The sequence below is a fragment of the Thalassoroseus sp. genome (assembly GCF_984380535.1).
In genome coordinates this window covers 1-18,986 of record NZ_CFHRBF010000004.1, presented here as the reverse complement: position 1 = coordinate 18,986, position 18,986 = coordinate 1, and the positions used below count along the sequence as shown (strand labels likewise).

Genomic DNA, 18,986 nt, shown 5'->3' with positions numbered 1-18,986 from the left:
TGGAAAGATCAAAATTCTTTCAAATGTTCGTTCCCCAAGCTCTATTGACTTCGGACGAATTGCAGTAAAATTCCAGCGTTTCATGGAAAACGCAGTTTGGAAACCCATTCCCATTTCTTGAGGAGAGAAGACAATGCAAGCTGCCAAATTGTTCGCCGGTGCCCTCGCCGTTTGTGTCGCGGTTGCATCGCAAGCCCAAGCCGAAGCCCCAAAATCCGGCTTGAAAACCGGCGCGTTCGTCAACGCCTTCAACGTCCGTGACGTCACCGGTCCGGCTAAAGGCACCACCCTCTGCTACCGCTGCCGATATGGCGGAAGCCCGGTTGTTAGCATTTTCGCTCGGGAAATGGACGAAAAGACCGTCGATCTGGTGAAGAAGGTCGACGCCCAAATCGGCAAAAACTCCGACATGAAAGCTTTCGTCGTCTTGTTGACCGACGATCCTGATGCCTCGGAAGCCAAGCTCGCCGAAGTTGCTAAGAAGAACAAAATCGAGCACACCCCGCTGACCATCTTCGATGGCCAAGCTGGTCCTGAAGCTTATCAAATCGACAAAGAAGCTGACGTCACCGTCTTGATGTGGAACAGCTCCCGCGTCAAAGAAAACTTTGGCTTCGGCAAAGGCAAGCTGGGCGAAAAAGACATCGAAGGCATCGTTGCTGCCGCATCGAAATTGACCAAATAGTTTTCGGCTCGGCCGAATTCTGAGAATGCCAAAAGCCGACCGGTTGTCACTGTGATGACCGGTCGGCTTTTCTTGTGGATTCTAGTCAGCGTGTTGAACAAATGGAGATGTTTTGATACGAATGGAGGCTCATTGGGATTGAGGGGAGATTTCCATGCTGACTGTCTACGATCGATCTTCGCGACTCGGACGACGTGACTTTCTCCGCATCGGCGGTTTGGGGCTGGGGGGACTGACGCTGCCGCACCTCATGTCCGGCAAATCGTCCGCTGCACAGATCGCGTCGGCGGTACCCGGACTGACGACCGGCAAATCGGTGGTGTTCCTGTTCTTACACGGCGGACCGAGTCAGATCGAAACCTTCGACCCCAAGATGACCGCGCCGTCGAACATCCGCAGTGTTACGGGGGAATTGTCGACGTCGATTCCCGGGGTCACGTTTGGCGGTACGTTGCCGCGGTTGTCTAGTTTGGCAAAGTCCATGACGGTGGTGCGGTCCTTCACGACCGGTGATGCCCGCCATGACATCAAGCCGGTTGTCAGCCGATTCAGTTCCGATGCGAATTTGGGCTCGTTGTATTCGCGTGTGGCTGGGGCGAATCATCCGAAAACCGGAATGCCAACCAACACCTTATTGATCCCACAATCGATCAACCCGAAAGCCGAACCGGAAGTCACGCAGTTTGGCAAACTGACGTCGACCGGTGGATTCGGTTCCGCAACGGCTCCATTAATTCCCGGCAGCGGCGGTGATTTGCAGCGAGACATGGAACTGAAGTTGCCCTTGGATCGACTGTCGGATCGGCGCTCGTTACTCAATCGGTTGGATCGACTCCGTGCCTTTGCCGACCAGGAAAATGAGACAATCGATCCTTTGAGGCGACAGGCGTTTGATACGATTCTCGGTGGTGTCGCGGAGGCATTCGATCTCGATCAAGAAGACCCGCAGACGATTGCCCGATACGATACGAGTCCTTTGATCGACCCGAGACACATCGATCAAAAGTGGAACAACTTCAAGCGTTACATCGACAACGTGAAGTACCTTGGCAAACTCATGCTGTTGGCCCGGCGGTTGTGCGAACGCGGTTGCGGGTTCGTGACAGTGACGACGAATTTCGTATGGGACATGCACGCCGATGCCAACAACGCGACGATCGACGAAGGCATGCGGTATATGGCTCCGCCTTTCGATCACGCCGTGAGTGCGTTCTTGGAAGATGTCGCCGCCCGTGGTTTGCACGACGATATTCTGCTGGTGGTGTGTGGGGAAATGGGGCGGACACCGAAGATCAACAACCGCGGCGGTCGCGATCACTGGGGGAATCTGGCGCCGCTCATGCTGTCCGGTGGTGGTTTGCCGATGGGGCAAGTCATCGGGCAATCGACCCGCGATGTCGCGGAACCCGCCACGACGCCGGTGACGATTCCCCATCTGATCTCCACAATTCTCCGGACATTGTTCGACGTTGGCGAACTTCGAGTCCGTCGTGGCGTGCCCGACGATATTCTCCGAATGGCCGCTCACGACCCGATCCCTGAATTGCACGGTTGACCACGTGCATGCCACGATTCCGTGTGCCACGGCTCTGTGAGCCGTGTTTGATGGCGTATTCACTGGGGCACGGCTCGCAGCGTCATGGCACAAATCGAGCGGAACAACGCGTCTGCGAATTCAGGGGATCTGTGCCGGTCGCGTAAGGTGTCCCGTTCAATTCGTCATGGAAACCCCGCTGAGCCGGGTTGCCGACGAACATCGGCTTGGACTCTCGAACGTTCGGCCCCTAAAATACGAAACGTCCGCGTATTCCGCAGGAAGATGCCGGGCCGGAGTTTCACGAGCGTCGCAGGGTGAGGAGACCGCAACGATGTCGGCGGACGATTATCAGAACGATGATGTGACCGTGTGGATCGAAAAGCTCAGCGGCGGTGATGAGCAGGCGGCTCAGCGAATCTGGGATCGCTATTTCGACAAACTCGTCCGTCTTGCGAAGCGTAAATTTGATCGGATCGGTATCAATCGTCGGGCTGCCGATGAAGAAGACGTGGCTCTTAGTGCGCTCAACAGTTTCTACCGGCATGCCGCGAATGGTCGATTTGAACTGGGCGACCGCGAGGAATTGTGGAAACTTTTGGTGACGATCACCGTCCGCAAAGCTTACGCGGAGAGTAAACGCCAACGGGCGAAAAAACGCGGTGAAGGCATGGTCCGGGGCGAGAGTATTTTCGTGCGACCCGGTCACGAGGACGGGAAAGCGGGAATCGGGCAGGTGCTTGGTGACGAACCAACGCCCGAGTTGGCTTCGATGGCTGCCGAGAGTTGTGAGGAACTCCTCGAAATGCTCTCCGACGAAACTCAACGCGAAGTCGCCAAACTCAAACTTGACGGGTTCACGAATGAGGAAATCGCCGAGAAACTTGGCTGCGTGCCCCGAACGGTCGAGCGGAAACTGAACCTGATTCGGCGTCGTTGGAGTCAAGCTGGTGCCCAACTCGACGACGCACCCGACGAGATTGAGTAAGTCCGCTTTTGCTCTCAAAAACTGATCTGACCAGCACATGCCCTTTCTTTTGTAAGCAACTTCCGTTGTCAATTCGATTTACCGTTGCTTGCGAACACTAATCCCGCGAAGATGGAAGCCCCGACGCCCTGGGCAAGGGACTCAACAAATGATGATTTGGAGAGAGTGGCAATTGACGGATGAACGGCCGCTGGATTCGGGATCAGACGATTCAAAATTCGATCGAATCTGCGACGAATTCGAGCGGCAACTGAGTGGCGGGGCACGGCCTCCCCTGGAAGACTTCTTAAACCGAGTCCCCGAGGACAAACGGAGCGATCTCTTTCCGCACCTGCTCGGGCTGGAACTCGATTATCGTGAACAGGCCGGGGATTCGATTTCCGCCGACTCCTATTTGCATCGTTTCCCGGAATTCGAAACGGTAATTGAGGACTTGTTCAGCCAATTTTCGCCCCCAACAGTCGGAACAGGAGCGGCTTCGAAGTTAAAAATGCTCGAAACACCGCACCAACTCGACACCTACGAAATTCTCGCCGAATGTGGCTACGGCGGGATGGGTGTCGTGTATAAAGCTCGGCACATGGTGCTGCGTCGGTTGTGTGCGTTGAAAGTGCTACGGGATCGTTACGATGTCGACGCCGCCGAACGCTTTCGTCAGGAGATGGAACACGCCGGCAAACTCGTCCATCCGAACATCGTCATGGTTCACGATGCCGGCGACGATGAGCACCGTTTGTACTTGGTGATGGAATACGTCGACGGCTACGATCTTCAGCGATTGACTAAGCAGAATGGCCCGCTGCCCGTCGGGGCGGCGTGTGAGATGGTACGACAAGCCGCCTTGGGCTTAAGACACGCCGATGAGCATTTTTTGGTGCACCGGGATATCAAACCGTCGAATCTGATGCTCGATTCCAGCGGACGCGTGAAGATTCTCGATTTCGGTTTGGCCCGCTTTCGCGCCGAACACGACGACGCCGTTTCCCGAGTGACGACTAAAGACGGAACTTTGTTGGGGACCGTCGATTTCATGGCTCCCGAACAGTGGCGGAATGCCGCTTCGGTCACGATTCAAGCCGACTTGTACAGTTTGGGATGCACGCTTTTCTACCTATTGACCGGTGCCGTCCCATTTCCGCGAAATGTCGACAGTGAGAACGCACTCAATACGCTCATCTACAAACAAAGTGCGCATCAGACGTTCCCGGTACCGAAGCTGAAGGAGTTTCGCAGCGACTGCCCACCTGAGTTGCAAACGCTGCTCGATCGGATGATGGCAAAACGCCCGGAAGACCGTCCCCTGCATCCGGGAATTGCAGCGGTCGATTTAGAGGCGTTTGCTGACAAAACTGAGTTCGAAAAGTTGGTTCCCGATCCCGAGCCACCCAGTGTGGTGGAGAACACTTCCGGGCGTGGTTCGGCTCGCTCTGGTCGCAGCCGACCCATCGGACTTAAACCGCCCTCAACGGTTCCGTCCGGACGTGTCGATCGTGGTTCGAGCAAAATACCGGTTGACGCCAGCGATATCGAAACGGGATCGCAAGGCGCGACGGAAGTGTTGCCGATTCCGTGGATGCTCGAACGCACGAAGCGTCTTCAGCGTCGTCGAGTGCTGATCGGCTTGATGGGCATGATCGCGGCTATTGGGGTGTTTCTCGGGTTGCGTCAGTTTTTCGGCAGAGTCTCGGATGCTCAGATCGCGATGGCTCACGAGTACGCCTCGTTGCCGGGACTTAACGGCGGATGGTGGTTTGACGAAACACCATGGTTCACACCGGCAACTCGACAATTGGTGTTCGACAAAATCCAAGATGGCGAAACCGAGGTCAGCGGGAACTCGTTGGAAGAACTCCGGCAACGGTTTCGGCAGTCGTCAATCATGGAAACGTATCAGCAGTTAGGATCGGTCGTCGAATCGATCAGCACGGAACTTCCCGCCGAGTGCCGTCGTCGTGTGAGCGGTTTGAAGAAACTGGCCGAGGATGCGAAGCAGTTAGAACTTAAAGAAGTCCAAGAAACCCTCGAGCCATTGCAACCAATTTCGTTGAATGGTAGCTCGAGTGGTCCCGACTTGGACAAAAAACGAATTCTCGAGGCCATTCCGGCGGACTCCTCGGCTCAAGAACTTCACTTGTTCGCGGTCATGCTGCATTCGATGACTCGCACGAACGAAAAAGCCGAGTTGGCCGCGGAGCTGATGTATGAACAAGCTCTGAATGCCTACGACACCGACCCGACTGCGGCACCTTCGTTGTTGGCTTTGTTCCATGCGGATTTTGCACGCTTCCTCAGCGACCGTAAGCAAAGCTTGGAGAGTCGCGTGCATTTGGACGAAGCCGAGAAATTAGATGGTAGTCCGTTGTTTCGCATTCATCTGGCATGTCAGCGGGCGGATGTCATGCGATTGGCCGACACCTCGACCAAGCAAACACTTCTAAAAGCGGCGGCCGATCTCGAAGCCATCGAGAAGTTCGCAAATGAAACGTTCCCCTCACGCGATGGAACTGAGATCGTACACCCGTTGCAAGCGGAGATATCCGAGCGGCTGGGGTGGTTGGCGTTGGATAGTTGGCGGCTCGATACCGCCCAAGATCGTTTTGGCATGGCGGCCAAGTTTCGCGATCGATGTCACATTGCTCATGGAAATCTCTTTGCCTATGAAAACTGGGTCTTCGATCGTCAAGGGCAAGCCATGGCCCTGCACTTCCTCGGACGAGATTCCAACCAGGACGGCTCCCCTCCCAAAGATGGTGCGGTGGCGGTCTATCAGGAGTTAATCGACCGAATCCTCCAATCACAGGCTGATCCGAATCTGGGAGCTGGGCAAAAGTTGGAACGGCGACGTCGATTGCCGAACCTTTACGAACGTCTGGCGGACTGTTACCTCTTCGGGCCAACTCCCCATTATGAACTCGCGGCTGAAGCACTCGAGAAAGGCATTGGCAAAGCGACCCAGTTGCAGTTTCAGAACAGCACCACGCTGTGGTTTCACCTGACACGACTCCATTGCAAACGTGTGATCGCGTTGGAACTTGCTGTTCAGGAAAGTACGAATACCGTCAATGTGAAAGAAGCGGATCGAGCCATGGATAAGGCGCTCGAATCCCTCAATGAACGTTCGCAGGACACGATCGATTCGGTCGAGCGGTACTTCGTTTACGAATTGGCTATCGCCGAAGTCTTGCGTCAGCAGCGGTCACGGAAAAGTACCAACCAACTTTACGAACTTATTGAGGCGGTCGATGCTCGGAATGTCGATCGTCGTAATCTCGAAGTGATTCTGACCGCAATCCGACTGTACTTCGACCGGGTAGATATGCCGACCGACGAAGAATTGCTGCGTGTCTCCGATCAGTTGCTAGAGATTTCAGATAGCTTGAAGGGGATCCCCAATGCCATGCGGGTTGCGTTCTTGAATCCGGTCTTGCGGACAGCAGTCCTTTCACTCGACGCTGACAATCCCAATTTCACAGGCAAACGAAGCCTGTTGGAAGCCGAGATCGACACCCGGTCGGAGACTTAACGCTGACAAATCGGGCCAGGAATCTCAGCAATCTCCCGTCGTGCGCTACCGTCCGCGTTCGGCATTCTGTATAACGGCATCCAATATTGCATGGGTTCAAAATCGTATCCGGGTATTTTGGTCAGTGAATTTCACTGATTCCAAGCGTGCCGGGTCCGATCGTTCGACAGAAATTGGTCGAAGAGAAAGAATCGAGTTATGGCGGACGCACCATCGCCGTTGGTTGTGGGAGTTCCGAAGGAAACGTTTCCTGGCGAATCCCGCGTTGCGGCGGTCCCGAAAACGATTGGCCAACTGACCAAAGCCGGCTGCCGTGTGCTGATCGAGAAGGAAGCCGGGTTGGCTGCCGGTTTCACTGATGAAAGTTACGTCGAAAAAGACGCCGAGCTGGTCGATTCCCGGCAAGCCGTTTTCTCGCAAGCCGATGTTCTTCTGCAAGTTCGAGCCGGTGGCGCGAATCCATCCGCGGGCGTACCGGATTTGGAGTTGTACCGCTCGGGGCAAATTGTCGTCGCAATGTGCGATCCATTGTCCGAACCACAGGCGATCGAGCAATTAGCCGGTTGCGGCGTTTCGGCGTTTGCAATGGAGCTGCTGCCTCGGATTACCCGGGCACAAAGTATGGATGTGCTCTCGTCGATGGCGACAATCGCGGGATATAAGGCCGTCTTGCTTGCTGCGAACACACTGCCACAGATGTTTCCAATGCTGATGACCGCCGCCGGTACGGTTTCCGCCGCGAAGGTGTTTATCGTCGGCGCGGGTGTCGCGGGTTTGCAGGCCATCGCCACCGCCAAGCGGTTGGGAGCGGTCGTGCGGGCCTACGATGTGCGGTCGGCAGTGAAAGAACAGGTCGAAAGTTTGGGCGGCAAATTCGTCGAATTCGATTTGCAATCCGCTGAAGGTCAAGGTGGATACGCGAAAGCGATGGACGAGGAGTTCTACCGCAAACAACGCGAGATGATGTTGAAAGTCGTTGGCGAGAACGATGTCGTCATCACGACCGCCGCTGTACCCGGAAAGAAAGCGCCGACGCTGATCACCGCTGAGATGGTCCGTGCGATGGCACCAGGTTCGGTTGTCGTCGATGTCGCCGCCGAGCGTGGTGGTAACTGCGAACTCACGCAGCCGGGAGAAACCGTCATCGAGCAAGGCGTGCAGATTCTCGGTCCGCTGAATTTGCCTTCGGCAATCCCAAGACACGCCAGCGAAATGTACGCGAAGAATTTGGCGACTTTCCTGGTTCACTTGAAGAAAACCGTGCTGGACGGTGGCGAGTTATCTGCGGATGTCGAAGATGAAATCATCCATGACACGCTGATCACGCATGGCGGAAACGTAACGAATACACGTGTGAGCGAGCTGTTGAGCCCGACGCCATCGTCCTGATCAAAAAAACGCTGCGATCAAATTTCCAATCTCCACTGAGGAGCAAATTCCCCATGTCGATGTTATTCGCCGAAACGGCTTCGACGACCGCGAGCACACCGGCGACGCAGTGGATCATGTTGCTGACGGTTTTCGTACTGGCGATTTTCGTGGGTGTGGAAATCATCACGAAGATTCCGCCAACGTTACATACGCCATTGATGTCGGGATCGAATGCGATCAGCGGGATCACTTTGATCGGCGCGTTGTTGACTCTGGAATTGGGGGCAACAACCACCGCGAAAGTCCTCGGGGTCTTGGCGATTGCGTTCGCGACGATGAACGTGGTCGGCGGGTTTCTCGTCACACACCGTATGCTGTCGATGTTCCGCAAACGCAAATAATTTCCGCGGGTAATCCACGCGTCAAAATTGAGGAGTCAGCAGAGTGAATCCGGCTTGGACCGACTTGGCCTACCTCGTGGCCGCCGTACTTTTCATCCTCGGATTGAAAGGTCTCACTCACCCGCGAACCGCCGTGCGTGGGAACCTGTACGGTGCGCTGGGAATGTTGGTCGCGGTGGTCGTTACGTTGATCGGGCCGGAATTCGGCTGGGGATTGATCATCGCCGGCTTGATTGTGGGCACCATTGCCGGCGTCGTTTTGGCGGTCAAAATCGAAATGACGGCCATGCCCGAGCTAGTCGCTTTGTTCAACGGCTTTGGGGGGATTGCTTCGACGTTGGTCGCCGGCGCGTTTCTCTCACGAATGGCGAGCGATGTCGACACGCCCACGCTCGCGGCGACGGCACTGTCTGGATTGATCGGGACCGTCACTTTCTCCGGCAGTATCATTGCGTTCGGGAAACTGCGGGAATTGAAATCGCTACGAAATATCAGCTTTCCCGGACAACAAGCCCTCAATGCCGTTTTAGCGATTGGTTGCCTTGCACTGGCGGCGTGGATGACGTTCGACGCACCCAACGCAAATTTGGCCTATTGGATCATGGTGCCATTGAGTTTAGCGTTGGGCATTTTCTTGGTGGTTTCCATCGGTGGTGCAGATATGCCGGTGGTGATCGCCCTGCTCAACTCGTATTCCGGCCTCGCTGCCGCGATGACCGGATTCGTGCTTGGCAACAATGTCTTGATCACAGCCGGTTCGCTGGTTGGTGCGTCGGGGTTGATTCTTACGCAGATCATGTGCAAAGCGATGAACCGGTCGCTGGCGGCCGTGTTATTCGGCACGTTGCAGTCCAGCGGGTCAAGTGACTCGGCGGACGACATCTACGCCAACGTCAAATCGACGTCAGCAGACGAAGTCGCCATGTTGCTCGAAGACGCACATCGGGTGGTTGTCGTGCCCGGTTACGGCATGGCGGTCGCACAGGCTCAGCATGCGGTTCGGGACTTGGCGAACGAGTTGATTAGTCGGGGATGCGAAGTGGAATTCGGGATCCACCCCGTCGCCGGTCGGATGCCCGGGCACATGAACGTGTTGCTCGCCGAGGCGGACATCCCTTACGAGCAGCTCAAAGAAATGGACGATATCAACCCGACCATGGACCAAGCTGACGTGGCAATCGTGCTGGGTGCGAACGACACCGTGAACCCGGTCGCCCGAACTGATCCACAAAGTGCAATCGCTGGGATGCCGATTATCGACGTCGATAAAGCCCGCACGGTGGTTGTCATCAAACGGAGTTTGAGTCCCGGGTTCGCCCAAATTCCAAACCCGTTGTTTGCCGCAGATAACGCACTCATGCTGTTCGGCGATGGTAAAGCTGCGATTGTCGATATCACGAAAGCCCTGGCAGATTCATAAGCGTCTCATGAGTGAGCAATTCGAACGAGAGCTTGCGGATTGGGGCCCGGAGTCCTTGGCCAATGGCCGCACGGCCACGCTCGACGAAGCGACAGCCTACACCCAGCGGATTGCGACGACGCATTACGAGAACTTCACGGTCGTTTCTTGGCTATTGCCCAAACATTTGCGACCACACTTTCATAATGTGTATGCCTACTGTCGGTGGTCGGACGACTTGGGGGATGAAGTCGGAGATCGGCAACGAGCGGAGCAATTGCTCGAATGGTGGCAGTCTGAACTAGAAGCTTGTTATCGCGGTCAGACTCGGCATCCTGTGTTTGTCGCACTCGCGGAAACGATTCGGGAATTCGAAATTCCGATGGAACCGTTCGCCGATTTGCTGTCCGCGTTTCGACAGGATCAACATCTGCTGCAATACGAAGCCTTTGACCAACTCCGCGACTATTGTCGCCGTAGTGCCGACCCGGTTGGACGACTGGTGTTGTATCTGGGACGAGAACACACCGAAGAGAATGTGGCCCTGTCCGATCATGTCTGCACCGGGTTGCAGTTAGCAAACTTTTGGCAAGATGTGGATCGCGACTGGGACATCGGTCGTCGTTACTTGCCGCTCGAAGATTTGGAACGCTTCGGTTATTCGCAGGCAGAGTTTGAGAACCGCGTCACCAACACGGCCTTCCTGAACCTGATGGAGTTCGAAGTCGATCGAGCTCGCACGTTCTTATTGAATGGCTTGCCTCTGGTGACTCGGTTGCCGGGGCGACTGCAGGTGGATATTGAATTGTTTGTCCGTGGCGGACTCAAGATTCTAGAGCGCATCGAAGCGATCGGTTATCGTGTGTGGGACACTCGCCCCGTAGTGACAAAAGCCGACGCCGTCCGGATGCTTGCCGGTTGCGTGATCCGAGCCACTGGCCGGCGTTTTCGGCCGCGTCGTTCGATCGCCACGCATGAGCACACCCCTGGATAATTCGTTCGATTGGTGTCAACGTCTCGCTCGGCGAACCGCGGGGAATTTCTATTTCTCCTTCCTGACGTTGCCACGTCCGTTGCGACGCGACATGTGTGCGTTGTACGCCTTCATGCGAATGGCCGACGACATCGGCGATGAAGAAACCGTCCCACTCGAACAACGCCGTGTCAACCTGGAACAATTCCGTCAGGATTTGAACTCCGCCGTCGATGGCAACCCACCGGAGCATCCGTTGTATCCGGCGTTGGTCGACATCATCGAACGACACAACATCCCCACTGAGTATTTGACGGCGGTGATCGACGGTGTGGCGTGCGACTTCGAAACGACACACATTCAGACTTTCAGCGAGTTGGAGACGTACTGCTACCATGTCGCTGGCGCGGTCGGTTTGTGTTGCATTCACGTGTGGGGTTTCGACGGTGAAGAAGCGATTCAGTACGCCATCGCCTGTGGGACGGCATTCCAACTGACGAACATTCTCCGCGATTTAGCCGAAGATGCGGAGATGTCGCGGCTGTACTTGCCTCAGGAAGATCTCGATCGGTTCGGTTACTCCTTCGATGATCTTCGACAGCAACGAATCAACCCCGCGTTTCAACAACTGATGCAATTTGAAGTCGCCCGGGCGCGGGAATTCTACGCGGAAGCGGAGCGGCTATTTCAATGTCTGCATCCCGAAGGCCGACCGATCTTTGGGGCGATGCTCCGGATTTACGGTGGACTTCTGACGCGAATCGAACGCAAGCACTACGACGTGTACTCCGCCCGTGTTCGACTCTCGAAGCCGAAGAAACTTTGGATCGCATGTGACTCGGCCATCCGTTACCGTTGGCTGGGACATCGTCCCAAGTCGCCCGCTGGGTAACGTCATCTGATCGACATACTGCGAAGTGGGGATTTCTTACAAATCGGTCGTTAATGGTGTCGTTCTTTTGCGGGTAGGTCCCCGGAATTCAAGATGGCAATTGTTCAGATTGGTTCTGAAAGTTGCAATTTTTGGGACATCTCGGGGAGGAACTTCGATGGACATCTTGCTGACAACCTACGCTGGTTATTTGGGTTTGAGCTGCTTGGCGACATGGTGGGTCGGTCGCACGCTTCGGAAACATGGACCAAGATTGGTCGAGGGCGATAACCGTGAAGATCTCAAAGTGTACCGCGATGCCTACACGCATTTGTTAATTGTCGGGTTCTACCTGATCAACTTCGGTGTGATCAGCCTCGCTCTGCGGTATGGCGACGCCGTGCGGGACGTGCAATCCGCGGTGGAACTGCTGAGCACCAAAGTCGGCTTGGTTTTGTTGGTGCTCGGCGTGATGCACTTCATCATTATTGCGTCTCTGGCGAAAGCTCGGAACGCAGATAAACACACCCCGCCACGTCGAAGAGCCTGGGGTGAAGAACCGGTTTAGGAACCAATCCACTTCAAATGTCATGACGAGGAAAGGAGAATCGCGATGTTGCTCACTGTTCACATTGTTTACTTGCTTGCCAGTATCGCGATTACGGTTTTTGTTGGTCGCACGTTGTCGTCGCGGGGCCGCGTGTTTCTTGTGGACATCTTCGATGGCAACGAGCGTGTTGCCGATGCGGTCAATATGTTGCTGCTCGTGGGTTTCTACCTGGTGAATATCGCGTATGTGTCGTTGGCGTTACGGTATGGAACGACGGTGGAGACGTTGTCTCAGGCGGTCGAACGGTTGGCCGACAAAATCGGGTTGGTCTTGCTGATTCTGGGCGTGATGCACTTTCTGAATCTGATCGTTCTCGGTACGGTGGGACGACGTTATATGAACCGTCACCGTCCGCCGCTCGACATCACCGAGTTCCTCGACTGACCGCATACCGCGAAATCGCATCCGTTGTATCGAAGCAAAAAACTCATGAACCGTTTGATCTCTTGTTTCACCAATTCTTATCTCAAGTTTGGACTGGACGCAGCTGTCGAGCACTTGCCGACAATCGGGATTCAGAACGTCGAATTCCCGATTCGGACGCATGGCGTTCCCACATTTTTCGGTGATACCCCTTGGCTAACCGATGCATCGACCGAAACCGAAGTCGAATCCGCCGTTCAGAGAGTCCATGCCGCTGGCTTGGATATTACGACGGCGAATGTTAGCAGTGGAAATCCATTGAAGTCGGAGATTTTGGAAGTCACATTGCGGAAACTCCAGGTCGCGGCCCTGTTGAAAGTGCCCCGTGTTGTCGGCGGAGCGGGCGAGTGTGAAACGGAATCAGACCGTCCGCAATTGATGAAGCACCTGGAAGTCATTGGCAACCAAGCCGCCGAGTTGGGAATTGTTTATTGCTTCGAGACCCATCCCGGTGTCAGTGTGAATCCGACGGAAATGCAACGCACGATGCGTGAGTTGGACCACCCCCATTTGCGTCTCAATTACGACACCGGCAACATCACCTATTACAATCGCGATACCGATGTCTTAGAGGGCTTGCGTTCGGTGCGGGAATACGTGGGACACGTGCACCTCAAGGATCATAACGGCCAACTCAAAGATTGGTATTTTCCCGCGTTGGGCGAAGGCGGTTCCGTGGATTTCGTTCGCATTCGGGAAACGCTCGACGAGATTGGATTCACCGGTCCTTACAGTCTCGAAATCGAAGGCATCACCGACGAACCCCCGGAACTGGCACGGTGTCAACAACGACTGGCAGACAGTATGAATCATCTGCGAAAGTGCGGTTACCTCGACTAAACTTCTGCGATGTCAATCGACTTGGCTGATCGCAAATGCGAGTGAGCGGAGGCGGGTGATGGTGTCGTCTGCTCGTGACATGAAAACCACCGGACAGGCCACTCCATGCAGCACGCCACCGAATCGACAGTCGGCCGTATACATGATGGCTTTGACCGTCAGATTGGCGGAAAGCAAATTGGGAAACAACATGGCATCAGCACAGCCGATGGTTTCGCCCGAAAGTTGCTTCTTCGAACCGGCGTTCGCGGAGTACGCCAAATCAAACGAAAGTGGACCTTCGATGGTGAGGTTTGTCTCGCCACGCAACTTACGAAGTTGATTGGCGAGGTTCGTTTCAGGCATGGCGTCGGTCAGTTTTTCGGTTGCTGCCATGATCGCGATCCGGGGATTCGTCTCACCCAGACCGTTTGCAGTTTCGGCGATTGCGTCACATATTTCAGAAGCTTGCTCGATTGTGGGAGCAATGGTAATTCCTGTGTCGGCCATCAGAAAACGACGGCTGTCACGTGGGATTTCCATCAGCACGACTTGGCAGATCGTCTTCCCCGTGCGGAGCCCGGTTTCGCGATGTAAAACCGCTTTCATGAGATCGGGTGTGGCCACTTGGCCTTTCATCAGGAGTTGGGCATTGCCCGATCGAACTTGATCAACCGCAGTTGCGGCTGGTGAGTTCGAGTCAATGACTGTGAATCGAGAAAGGTCGACATTGATCTGACGTGCCTGAGTTTCGATGGCGGTTGTACTTCCGCAGATCATCGGTTGAATCCATCCACGGTTTTGGGCTTCCGCCAAGGCTGACAAAACCGTCGAGTCCGCACCGCCTGCGACAGCGACCGGTATCTGCGGTTTCCGTTCGTCTGCGGCGGCGAAGAGTTTATCAAATCCGATCAATCCCATAGCGAGACCTGGCTATTCACCTTTCCATTGCGGCGGACGTTTTTCGAGGAACGCGGTAATCCCCTCTTGTGCATCACTGCTGATGGAATTTTTCGTCATCACTTTGACGGCGTGGTCGTATGCTTCGGTTTCCGACAACGCGAGCTGATCGTAAAACGCTGCTTTCCCGGTCGCGATTGTCAGGGGAGACGCTGACGCAATTTGCTCCGCCAACTCGGCGATTGTGGTGTCGAGTTGGTCTTCCGGCACAACCCGATTGATGAAACCCAATTCGTAGGCTCGCTGGGCGGACAACAGGTTGCCGGTGAGTAACATTTCCATAGCGATCTTCGACGGCAAACTTCGAACCAAGGGAACCATCGGGGTCGTGCAGAACAGACCAATCTTGACGCCCGGAGTGGCAAAGCGAGCCTGTTCCGACGCCACCACCAGATCGCAAGAGGCCACCAACTGACAACCCGCCGCTGTCGCCAATCCGTGAACACGTGCGATAACAGGTTGTGGGATTTGTCGAAGCCGTTGCATCGTCACATGGCATTGCTGAAACAGTTCGCTGTATTCTTGCTCGCTGCGGGCGGTCATTTGTTTCAGATCATGACCGGAGGAATACACCGGACCGTCGGCACGTAACACGACGACGCGAGTCGCTTTGTCGTCGCCGACTTCCACCAAGGCCTTGTCGATCGCCTTCAACATTTCGAGCGACAAAGCATTTCGTTTTTTCGCGCGGTTGAGAGTCAATGTGGTCACGGGACCGGCGTTTTCGACCAGAAGATCATCAGCATGCTCGGTCATCGTGTCCGCTTTCGTCTTCATCGTGACGTTTGTCGTGAGTAGTCGTGCCCTACGATATTCACTTATGCCAGCCAAATAAAGAGACCAATTGGGCGGTTGATTGGGACCAGGTCTCTGATTGTTGAAACGAATCAAGTGATGCCTTACTGAGGCTCAATTCTTTCGATGAAACCTGGTGACTGATTCGCGTTTCGATCAGTATCGATGATAAAGCGGCTTCGATCATCCATACTTCGAGTGAATTAATGAAAATTTCTTGCAGGGATCGGTACGCCGGCTAGTGTTTGGGTGAGGTCTTCGATGGTTTCGGTGACGACATGAGTCACGATGCCCTGGCGTTGAACTTTGCCGGTGATGAGCATGGCTTGAGCGCGACGGGCAGCGGTGTGATGACGTTCCCAGGTGTCGGGCCAAACGATGAGATTGGCGGTTCCGGTTTCGTCTTCCAACGTGATGAACGTCACACCCTTCGCGCTACCGGGACGTTGACGCAGTAATACCAACCCGGCAATTTTGCAACGGGAACCGTCCGGGCGTTGAGCCAAACTGGCGGCGGTGATGGCACCGTGCTTGATAAGTTGATCGCGGAAGAATTGAATCGGATGGCCTTTGAGTGACAGTCCGCCGGTGCGGTAATCGGCCAGGACTTCTTCCCAACTCGACAACTTTGGCAAGTCTGGAACGGTTGGGTCAGGTTCGCTGAGGTCTAAGAGCGGCTGAGGTGTTTGGTCCGGCAGGGCTTGCCAGAGAGCCTCGCGGCGGTTGAGTTGGAGCGATGAAAACGCATCGGCATTCGCTAGGCGTTTGAGGACGGTGGAGGTCAATCCGCTGCGGTGTGAAAGATCGTGGAACGAACGGAATGGCGTTCCGCCACGCGCGGTCACCAAACGTTCGGCATCAAGTTGGGAGAACCCTTTGATCGTGCGGAAACCCAGTCGAATGGCGAATTCCTGATTCCGTCCAATCGGTTCCAGTGTGCAATCCCAATCGCTGTAATTCACATCTGCCGGTCGAACTTCCACACCATGCCGACGAACATCGGACACCAACTGCGACGGTGCATAGAATCCCATCGGTTGTGAGTTCAATAATGCCGCGGTGAAGACGGCCGGATAATGACACTTGACCCAAGCCGAGACATAAACCAATAACGCGAAACTTGCTGCGTGACTTTCGGGAAAACCGTACTCACCGAATCCCTGAATCTGGTTGTATAACCGGTCGGCAAACTCGGGGGAGTAACCGTTGGCTAGCAATCCGTCCTTGAGTTTCTGTTGAAACCGTTCGATCACACCTTTCCGTCGCCAGGCGGCCATCGCTCGTCGAAGTTCGTCGGCTTCTCCGGGTGTGAAACCCGCCGCAACAACGGCCAACTTCATCGCCTGTTCTTGAAAGATCGGCACGCCGAGCGTTTTCTTGAGCACGTCTCGCACACGATCGTTCGGGAAGTCGACTTCTTCCAAACCGGCTCGTCGCCGGAGATACGGGTGCACCATGTCCCCTTGAATCGGTCCCGGTCGGACGAGCGAAACTTCAATCACCAGATCATAAAAACATCGCGGCTTCAGACGGGGAAGCATCGCCATTTGAGCACGAGACTCGATTTGAAACACACCAATCGTGTCCGCCCGGCAAGCCATGTCATAGACGGCAGGATCTTCAGCGGGGATATCATCGAGTGTCATCGGCAAATTGTAGTCGCGTTCGAGGAACTCGAAACAACGCCGAATGGCCGAGAGCATTCCCAACGCCAACACATCGACTTTGAGCAGGCCCAACGCTTCGAGATCGTCTTTGTCCCATTGAATGACGGTGCGATCCGGCATGGCGGCGTTTTCGATCGGGACCAGTTCATCCAAACGGTGTTCGGTGATCACCATCCCGCCGGTATGCTGTGAGAGATGCCGGGGAAATCCCTGCAGTTCATTCAGCAGAAACAGCAGTCGTTTGGCGAGCGTGGAGTCAGGATCAAGACCCGCTTCGCGAAGACGATCGTTTGGGTCGCCTTCCATCTTGTAAACGCCGATGGTTTTGGCGAGCAGATCAACCCGGTCGAGCGACAAGCCCAACGCTTTGCCGATGTCCCGAATCGCCGACCGGGGACGATACGTCACCACCGTGGCTGCCAATCCCGCGCGATGCCGACCGTACTTGTTGTAGACGTACTGAATCACTTCCTCGCGACGTTCATGTTCAAAGTCGACGTCGATATCGGGGGCTTCATCGCGTTCCTTGGAAATGAACCGCTCGAACAACGTGTCCATGCGATAGGGATCCACCGCTGTCACTCCTAAGCAGTAACAGACCGCACTATTCGCCGCCGACCCGCGACCTTGGCAGAGAATGCCTTTCGATCGCGCGAACCGCACCAAGTCCCACACGGTGAGAAAGTACGCTTCGTAGTTTAGTTCGCCGATCAACGCGAGTTCGTGTTCCAACAGTTGCCGAACTTTCCCTGGCACACCTTCGGGGTATTTGTGGTTTGCTCCCTGCCAAGTTAATTCGGTGAGATACTCCAGCGGTGTTTGACCAGGCGGCGAGAGTTCGGTGGGGTATTCGTATCGCAGTTCATCGAGGCTGAAATGACAGCGGTCGGCAATTTCAACAGTGCGGCGAATCATGTCTGGATGCTCGGCAAACAGTGCAGCCATGTCATCCGGTGACTTGAGATAACACTCGGCATTCGACAAACCGCGTCGACCCAAATCCGCCACGGTGCAATGGTGTTTGACTGCCGTGAGCACATCGTGAAGGTATCGCCGATTTGGCTCATGAAACCGCACATCATTCGAGGCAACAGACGGAAGCCGGGCCGCTTTCGCCCATTGCAATTGCTTCCGCATGAGAACCACATCATTCGGTCCCAGATGCCGAGACACCAAACCATAGCAGCGATCGCCAAAGAGATCCCGGTATGCCAGCAGAGATTCCATGTGGGTTTCGTCATCGGCAGTAAACAACGATCGCAACACGACGCCCGCAATCAATCCGTCGGCATACTCGGCGATATCGTCACAGGTCAGATGACATTCACCTTTCTTGGAACGTCGTCGTCCGACGGTCAACAAACGAGAGAGCCGACCGTAAGCAGCTCGGTCGGTGCACCACAGCACAACCGGCGGACCATCAGCGGGTGTGACTTCGGCACCGATCAAGAGTTTCAATCCGACTGCCTTCGCCGCAGTATGAGCCCGCACCACACCGGCCAAAGTATTCCGATCGGTAATCGCCAACGCCGACAACCCGTTGCGAATGGCTTGATTGACCAACTCATCAGCGTGCGAGGCACCTTCCTGAAACGAAAAGTTCGTGCGGCAATGCAGCTCGGCGTACCGAATGGATGGTGTGGACTGGGCTTCTGTAGGACGGTGTTCTGGCAGCGGTCGCGAATCGTCTGTCTTGACAACGCAATCCCCCCGCGGCTGCGGAAACGGCAAAGTCACCGGCGGCTCTGGAGTACGACGTCGATTCGGCGGCGGGTCAGGCATGGTGGTTAGGGGTTAGGATTTAGAGATTAGGATTTAGAGATTAGGGTTTAGAGATTAGGGTTTAGAGATTAGGGTTTAGAGATTAGGGTTTAGAGATTAGGGTTTAGAGATTAGGGTTTAGAGATTAGGGTTTAGAGATTAGGGTTTAGAGATTAGGGTTTAGAGATTAGGGTTTAGAGATTAGG

Annotated in this window: 15 protein-coding genes; 12 read left to right on the top strand and 3 right to left on the bottom strand. The window is 55.0% G+C overall.

Translation table 11 applies throughout. The features are described 5' to 3' along the window. Nucleotides 1–133 precede the first annotated feature (133 nt). From AC5DDB_RS06240 to AC5DDB_RS06185, 12 genes are all read left to right on the top strand, one after another. On the top strand, nucleotides 134–685 hold the full coding sequence (locus AC5DDB_RS06240) for a hypothetical protein (protein ID WP_491738833.1): 552 nt from the start codon (nucleotides 134–136) through the stop codon (nucleotides 683–685). A 154-nt stretch (nucleotides 686–839) separates the two neighbouring features. Next, the gene (locus tag AC5DDB_RS06235; RefSeq protein ID WP_491738832.1) at nucleotides 840–2,240 is read left to right on the top strand and encodes a DUF1501 domain-containing protein; all 1,401 of its coding nucleotides are present in this window, start codon (nucleotides 840–842) and stop codon (nucleotides 2,238–2,240) included. A gap of 313 nt (nucleotides 2,241–2,553) precedes the next feature. Further along, nucleotides 2,554–3,207 (top strand): ECF-type sigma factor, encoded by a 654-nt coding sequence (locus AC5DDB_RS06230; RefSeq protein WP_491738831.1) that lies wholly within the window; start codon nucleotides 2,554–2,556, stop codon nucleotides 3,205–3,207. A 148-nt stretch (nucleotides 3,208–3,355) separates the two neighbouring features. Continuing rightward, on the top strand, nucleotides 3,356–6,730 hold the full coding sequence (locus tag AC5DDB_RS06225; RefSeq protein WP_491738830.1) for a serine/threonine-protein kinase: 3,375 nt from the start codon (nucleotides 3,356–3,358) through the stop codon (nucleotides 6,728–6,730). Between the two features lie 198 nt (nucleotides 6,731–6,928). After that, nucleotides 6,929–8,119: a Re/Si-specific NAD(P)(+) transhydrogenase subunit alpha gene (locus tag AC5DDB_RS06220; protein ID WP_491738829.1), complete on the top strand. Its 1,191-nt coding sequence runs from the start codon at nucleotides 6,929–6,931 to the stop codon at nucleotides 8,117–8,119. 116 nt (nucleotides 8,120–8,235) lie between these two features. Continuing rightward, nucleotides 8,236–8,502: an NAD(P) transhydrogenase subunit alpha part 2 gene (locus tag AC5DDB_RS06215; RefSeq protein WP_491739135.1), complete on the top strand. Its 267-nt coding sequence runs from the start codon at nucleotides 8,236–8,238 to the stop codon at nucleotides 8,500–8,502. 43 nt (nucleotides 8,503–8,545) lie between these two features. Further along, entirely contained in the window at nucleotides 8,546–9,922 is a 1,377-nt protein-coding gene (locus tag AC5DDB_RS06210; protein WP_491738828.1) for an NAD(P)(+) transhydrogenase (Re/Si-specific) subunit beta, read from the top strand. A gap of 7 nt (nucleotides 9,923–9,929) precedes the next feature. Continuing rightward, complete coding sequence (gene hpnC / locus AC5DDB_RS06205; protein ID WP_491738827.1) at nucleotides 9,930–10,895, top strand: squalene synthase HpnC; 966 nt, start codon at nucleotides 9,930–9,932, stop codon at nucleotides 10,893–10,895. After that, nucleotides 10,876–11,766, top strand: coding sequence for a phytoene/squalene synthase family protein (locus AC5DDB_RS06200; protein ID WP_491738826.1), 891 nt, complete (start codon nucleotides 10,876–10,878; stop codon nucleotides 11,764–11,766). The genes hpnC and AC5DDB_RS06200 overlap by 20 nt, the downstream gene beginning before the upstream one ends. 157 nt (nucleotides 11,767–11,923) lie before the next feature. Further along, nucleotides 11,924–12,313: a hypothetical protein gene (locus AC5DDB_RS06195; RefSeq protein ID WP_491738825.1), complete on the top strand. Its 390-nt coding sequence runs from the start codon at nucleotides 11,924–11,926 to the stop codon at nucleotides 12,311–12,313. 45 nt (nucleotides 12,314–12,358) lie between these two features. Next, on the top strand, nucleotides 12,359–12,739 hold the full coding sequence (locus AC5DDB_RS06190; protein WP_491738824.1) for a hypothetical protein: 381 nt from the start codon (nucleotides 12,359–12,361) through the stop codon (nucleotides 12,737–12,739). A gap of 45 nt (nucleotides 12,740–12,784) precedes the next feature. Continuing rightward, a complete protein-coding gene (locus tag AC5DDB_RS06185) occupies nucleotides 12,785–13,618 on the top strand; it encodes a sugar phosphate isomerase/epimerase family protein (protein ID WP_491738823.1) in 834 nt (277 codons plus the stop codon). A gap of 12 nt (nucleotides 13,619–13,630) precedes the next feature. On the opposite strand, the gene AC5DDB_RS06180 is transcribed toward AC5DDB_RS06185, so the two are convergent. From AC5DDB_RS06180 to AC5DDB_RS06170, 3 genes are all read right to left on the bottom strand, one after another. Further along, nucleotides 13,631–14,518 (bottom strand): phosphate acyltransferase, encoded by an 888-nt coding sequence (locus tag AC5DDB_RS06180; RefSeq protein WP_491738822.1) that lies wholly within the window; start codon nucleotides 14,516–14,518, stop codon nucleotides 13,631–13,633. Nucleotides 14,519–14,530: 12 nt separating this feature from the next. Continuing rightward, on the bottom strand, nucleotides 14,531–15,334 hold the full coding sequence (locus AC5DDB_RS06175; RefSeq protein ID WP_491738821.1) for an enoyl-CoA hydratase: 804 nt from the start codon (nucleotides 15,332–15,334) through the stop codon (nucleotides 14,531–14,533). 221 nt (nucleotides 15,335–15,555) lie between these two features. Continuing rightward, nucleotides 15,556–18,801, bottom strand: a complete 3,246-nt coding sequence (locus tag AC5DDB_RS06170; protein ID WP_491738820.1) for an error-prone DNA polymerase — start codon at nucleotides 18,799–18,801, stop codon at nucleotides 15,556–15,558. Nucleotides 18,802–18,986: the final 185 nt, after the last annotated feature.

Coding starts and splice junctions, on each gene's coding strand:
- AC5DDB_RS06220 (WP_491738829.1), top strand. CDS start 6,929: ATGGCGGACGCACCATCGCCGTTGGTTGTGGGAGTTCCGAAGGAAACG.
- AC5DDB_RS06200 (WP_491738826.1), top strand. CDS start 10,876: ATGAGCACACCCCTGGATAATTCGTTCGATTGGTGTCAACGTCTCGCT.
- AC5DDB_RS06185 (WP_491738823.1), top strand. CDS start 12,785: ATGAACCGTTTGATCTCTTGTTTCACCAATTCTTATCTCAAGTTTGGA.
- AC5DDB_RS06170 (WP_491738820.1), bottom strand. CDS start 18,801: ATGCCTGACCCGCCGCCGAATCGACGTCGTACTCCAGAGCCGCCGGTG.
- AC5DDB_RS06190 (WP_491738824.1), top strand. CDS start 12,359: ATGTTGCTCACTGTTCACATTGTTTACTTGCTTGCCAGTATCGCGATT.
- AC5DDB_RS06240 (WP_491738833.1), top strand. CDS start 134: ATGCAAGCTGCCAAATTGTTCGCCGGTGCCCTCGCCGTTTGTGTCGCG.
- AC5DDB_RS06215 (WP_491739135.1), top strand. CDS start 8,236: ATGTTGCTGACGGTTTTCGTACTGGCGATTTTCGTGGGTGTGGAAATC.
- AC5DDB_RS06175 (WP_491738821.1), bottom strand. CDS start 15,334: ATGAAGACGAAAGCGGACACGATGACCGAGCATGCTGATGATCTTCTG.
- AC5DDB_RS06195 (WP_491738825.1), top strand. CDS start 11,924: ATGGACATCTTGCTGACAACCTACGCTGGTTATTTGGGTTTGAGCTGC.
- AC5DDB_RS06225 (WP_491738830.1), top strand. CDS start 3,356: ATGATGATTTGGAGAGAGTGGCAATTGACGGATGAACGGCCGCTGGAT.
- AC5DDB_RS06230 (WP_491738831.1), top strand. CDS start 2,554: ATGTCGGCGGACGATTATCAGAACGATGATGTGACCGTGTGGATCGAA.
- hpnC (WP_491738827.1), top strand. CDS start 9,930: ATGAGTGAGCAATTCGAACGAGAGCTTGCGGATTGGGGCCCGGAGTCC.
- AC5DDB_RS06180 (WP_491738822.1), bottom strand. CDS start 14,518: ATGGGATTGATCGGATTTGATAAACTCTTCGCCGCCGCAGACGAACGG.
- AC5DDB_RS06235 (WP_491738832.1), top strand. CDS start 840: ATGCTGACTGTCTACGATCGATCTTCGCGACTCGGACGACGTGACTTT.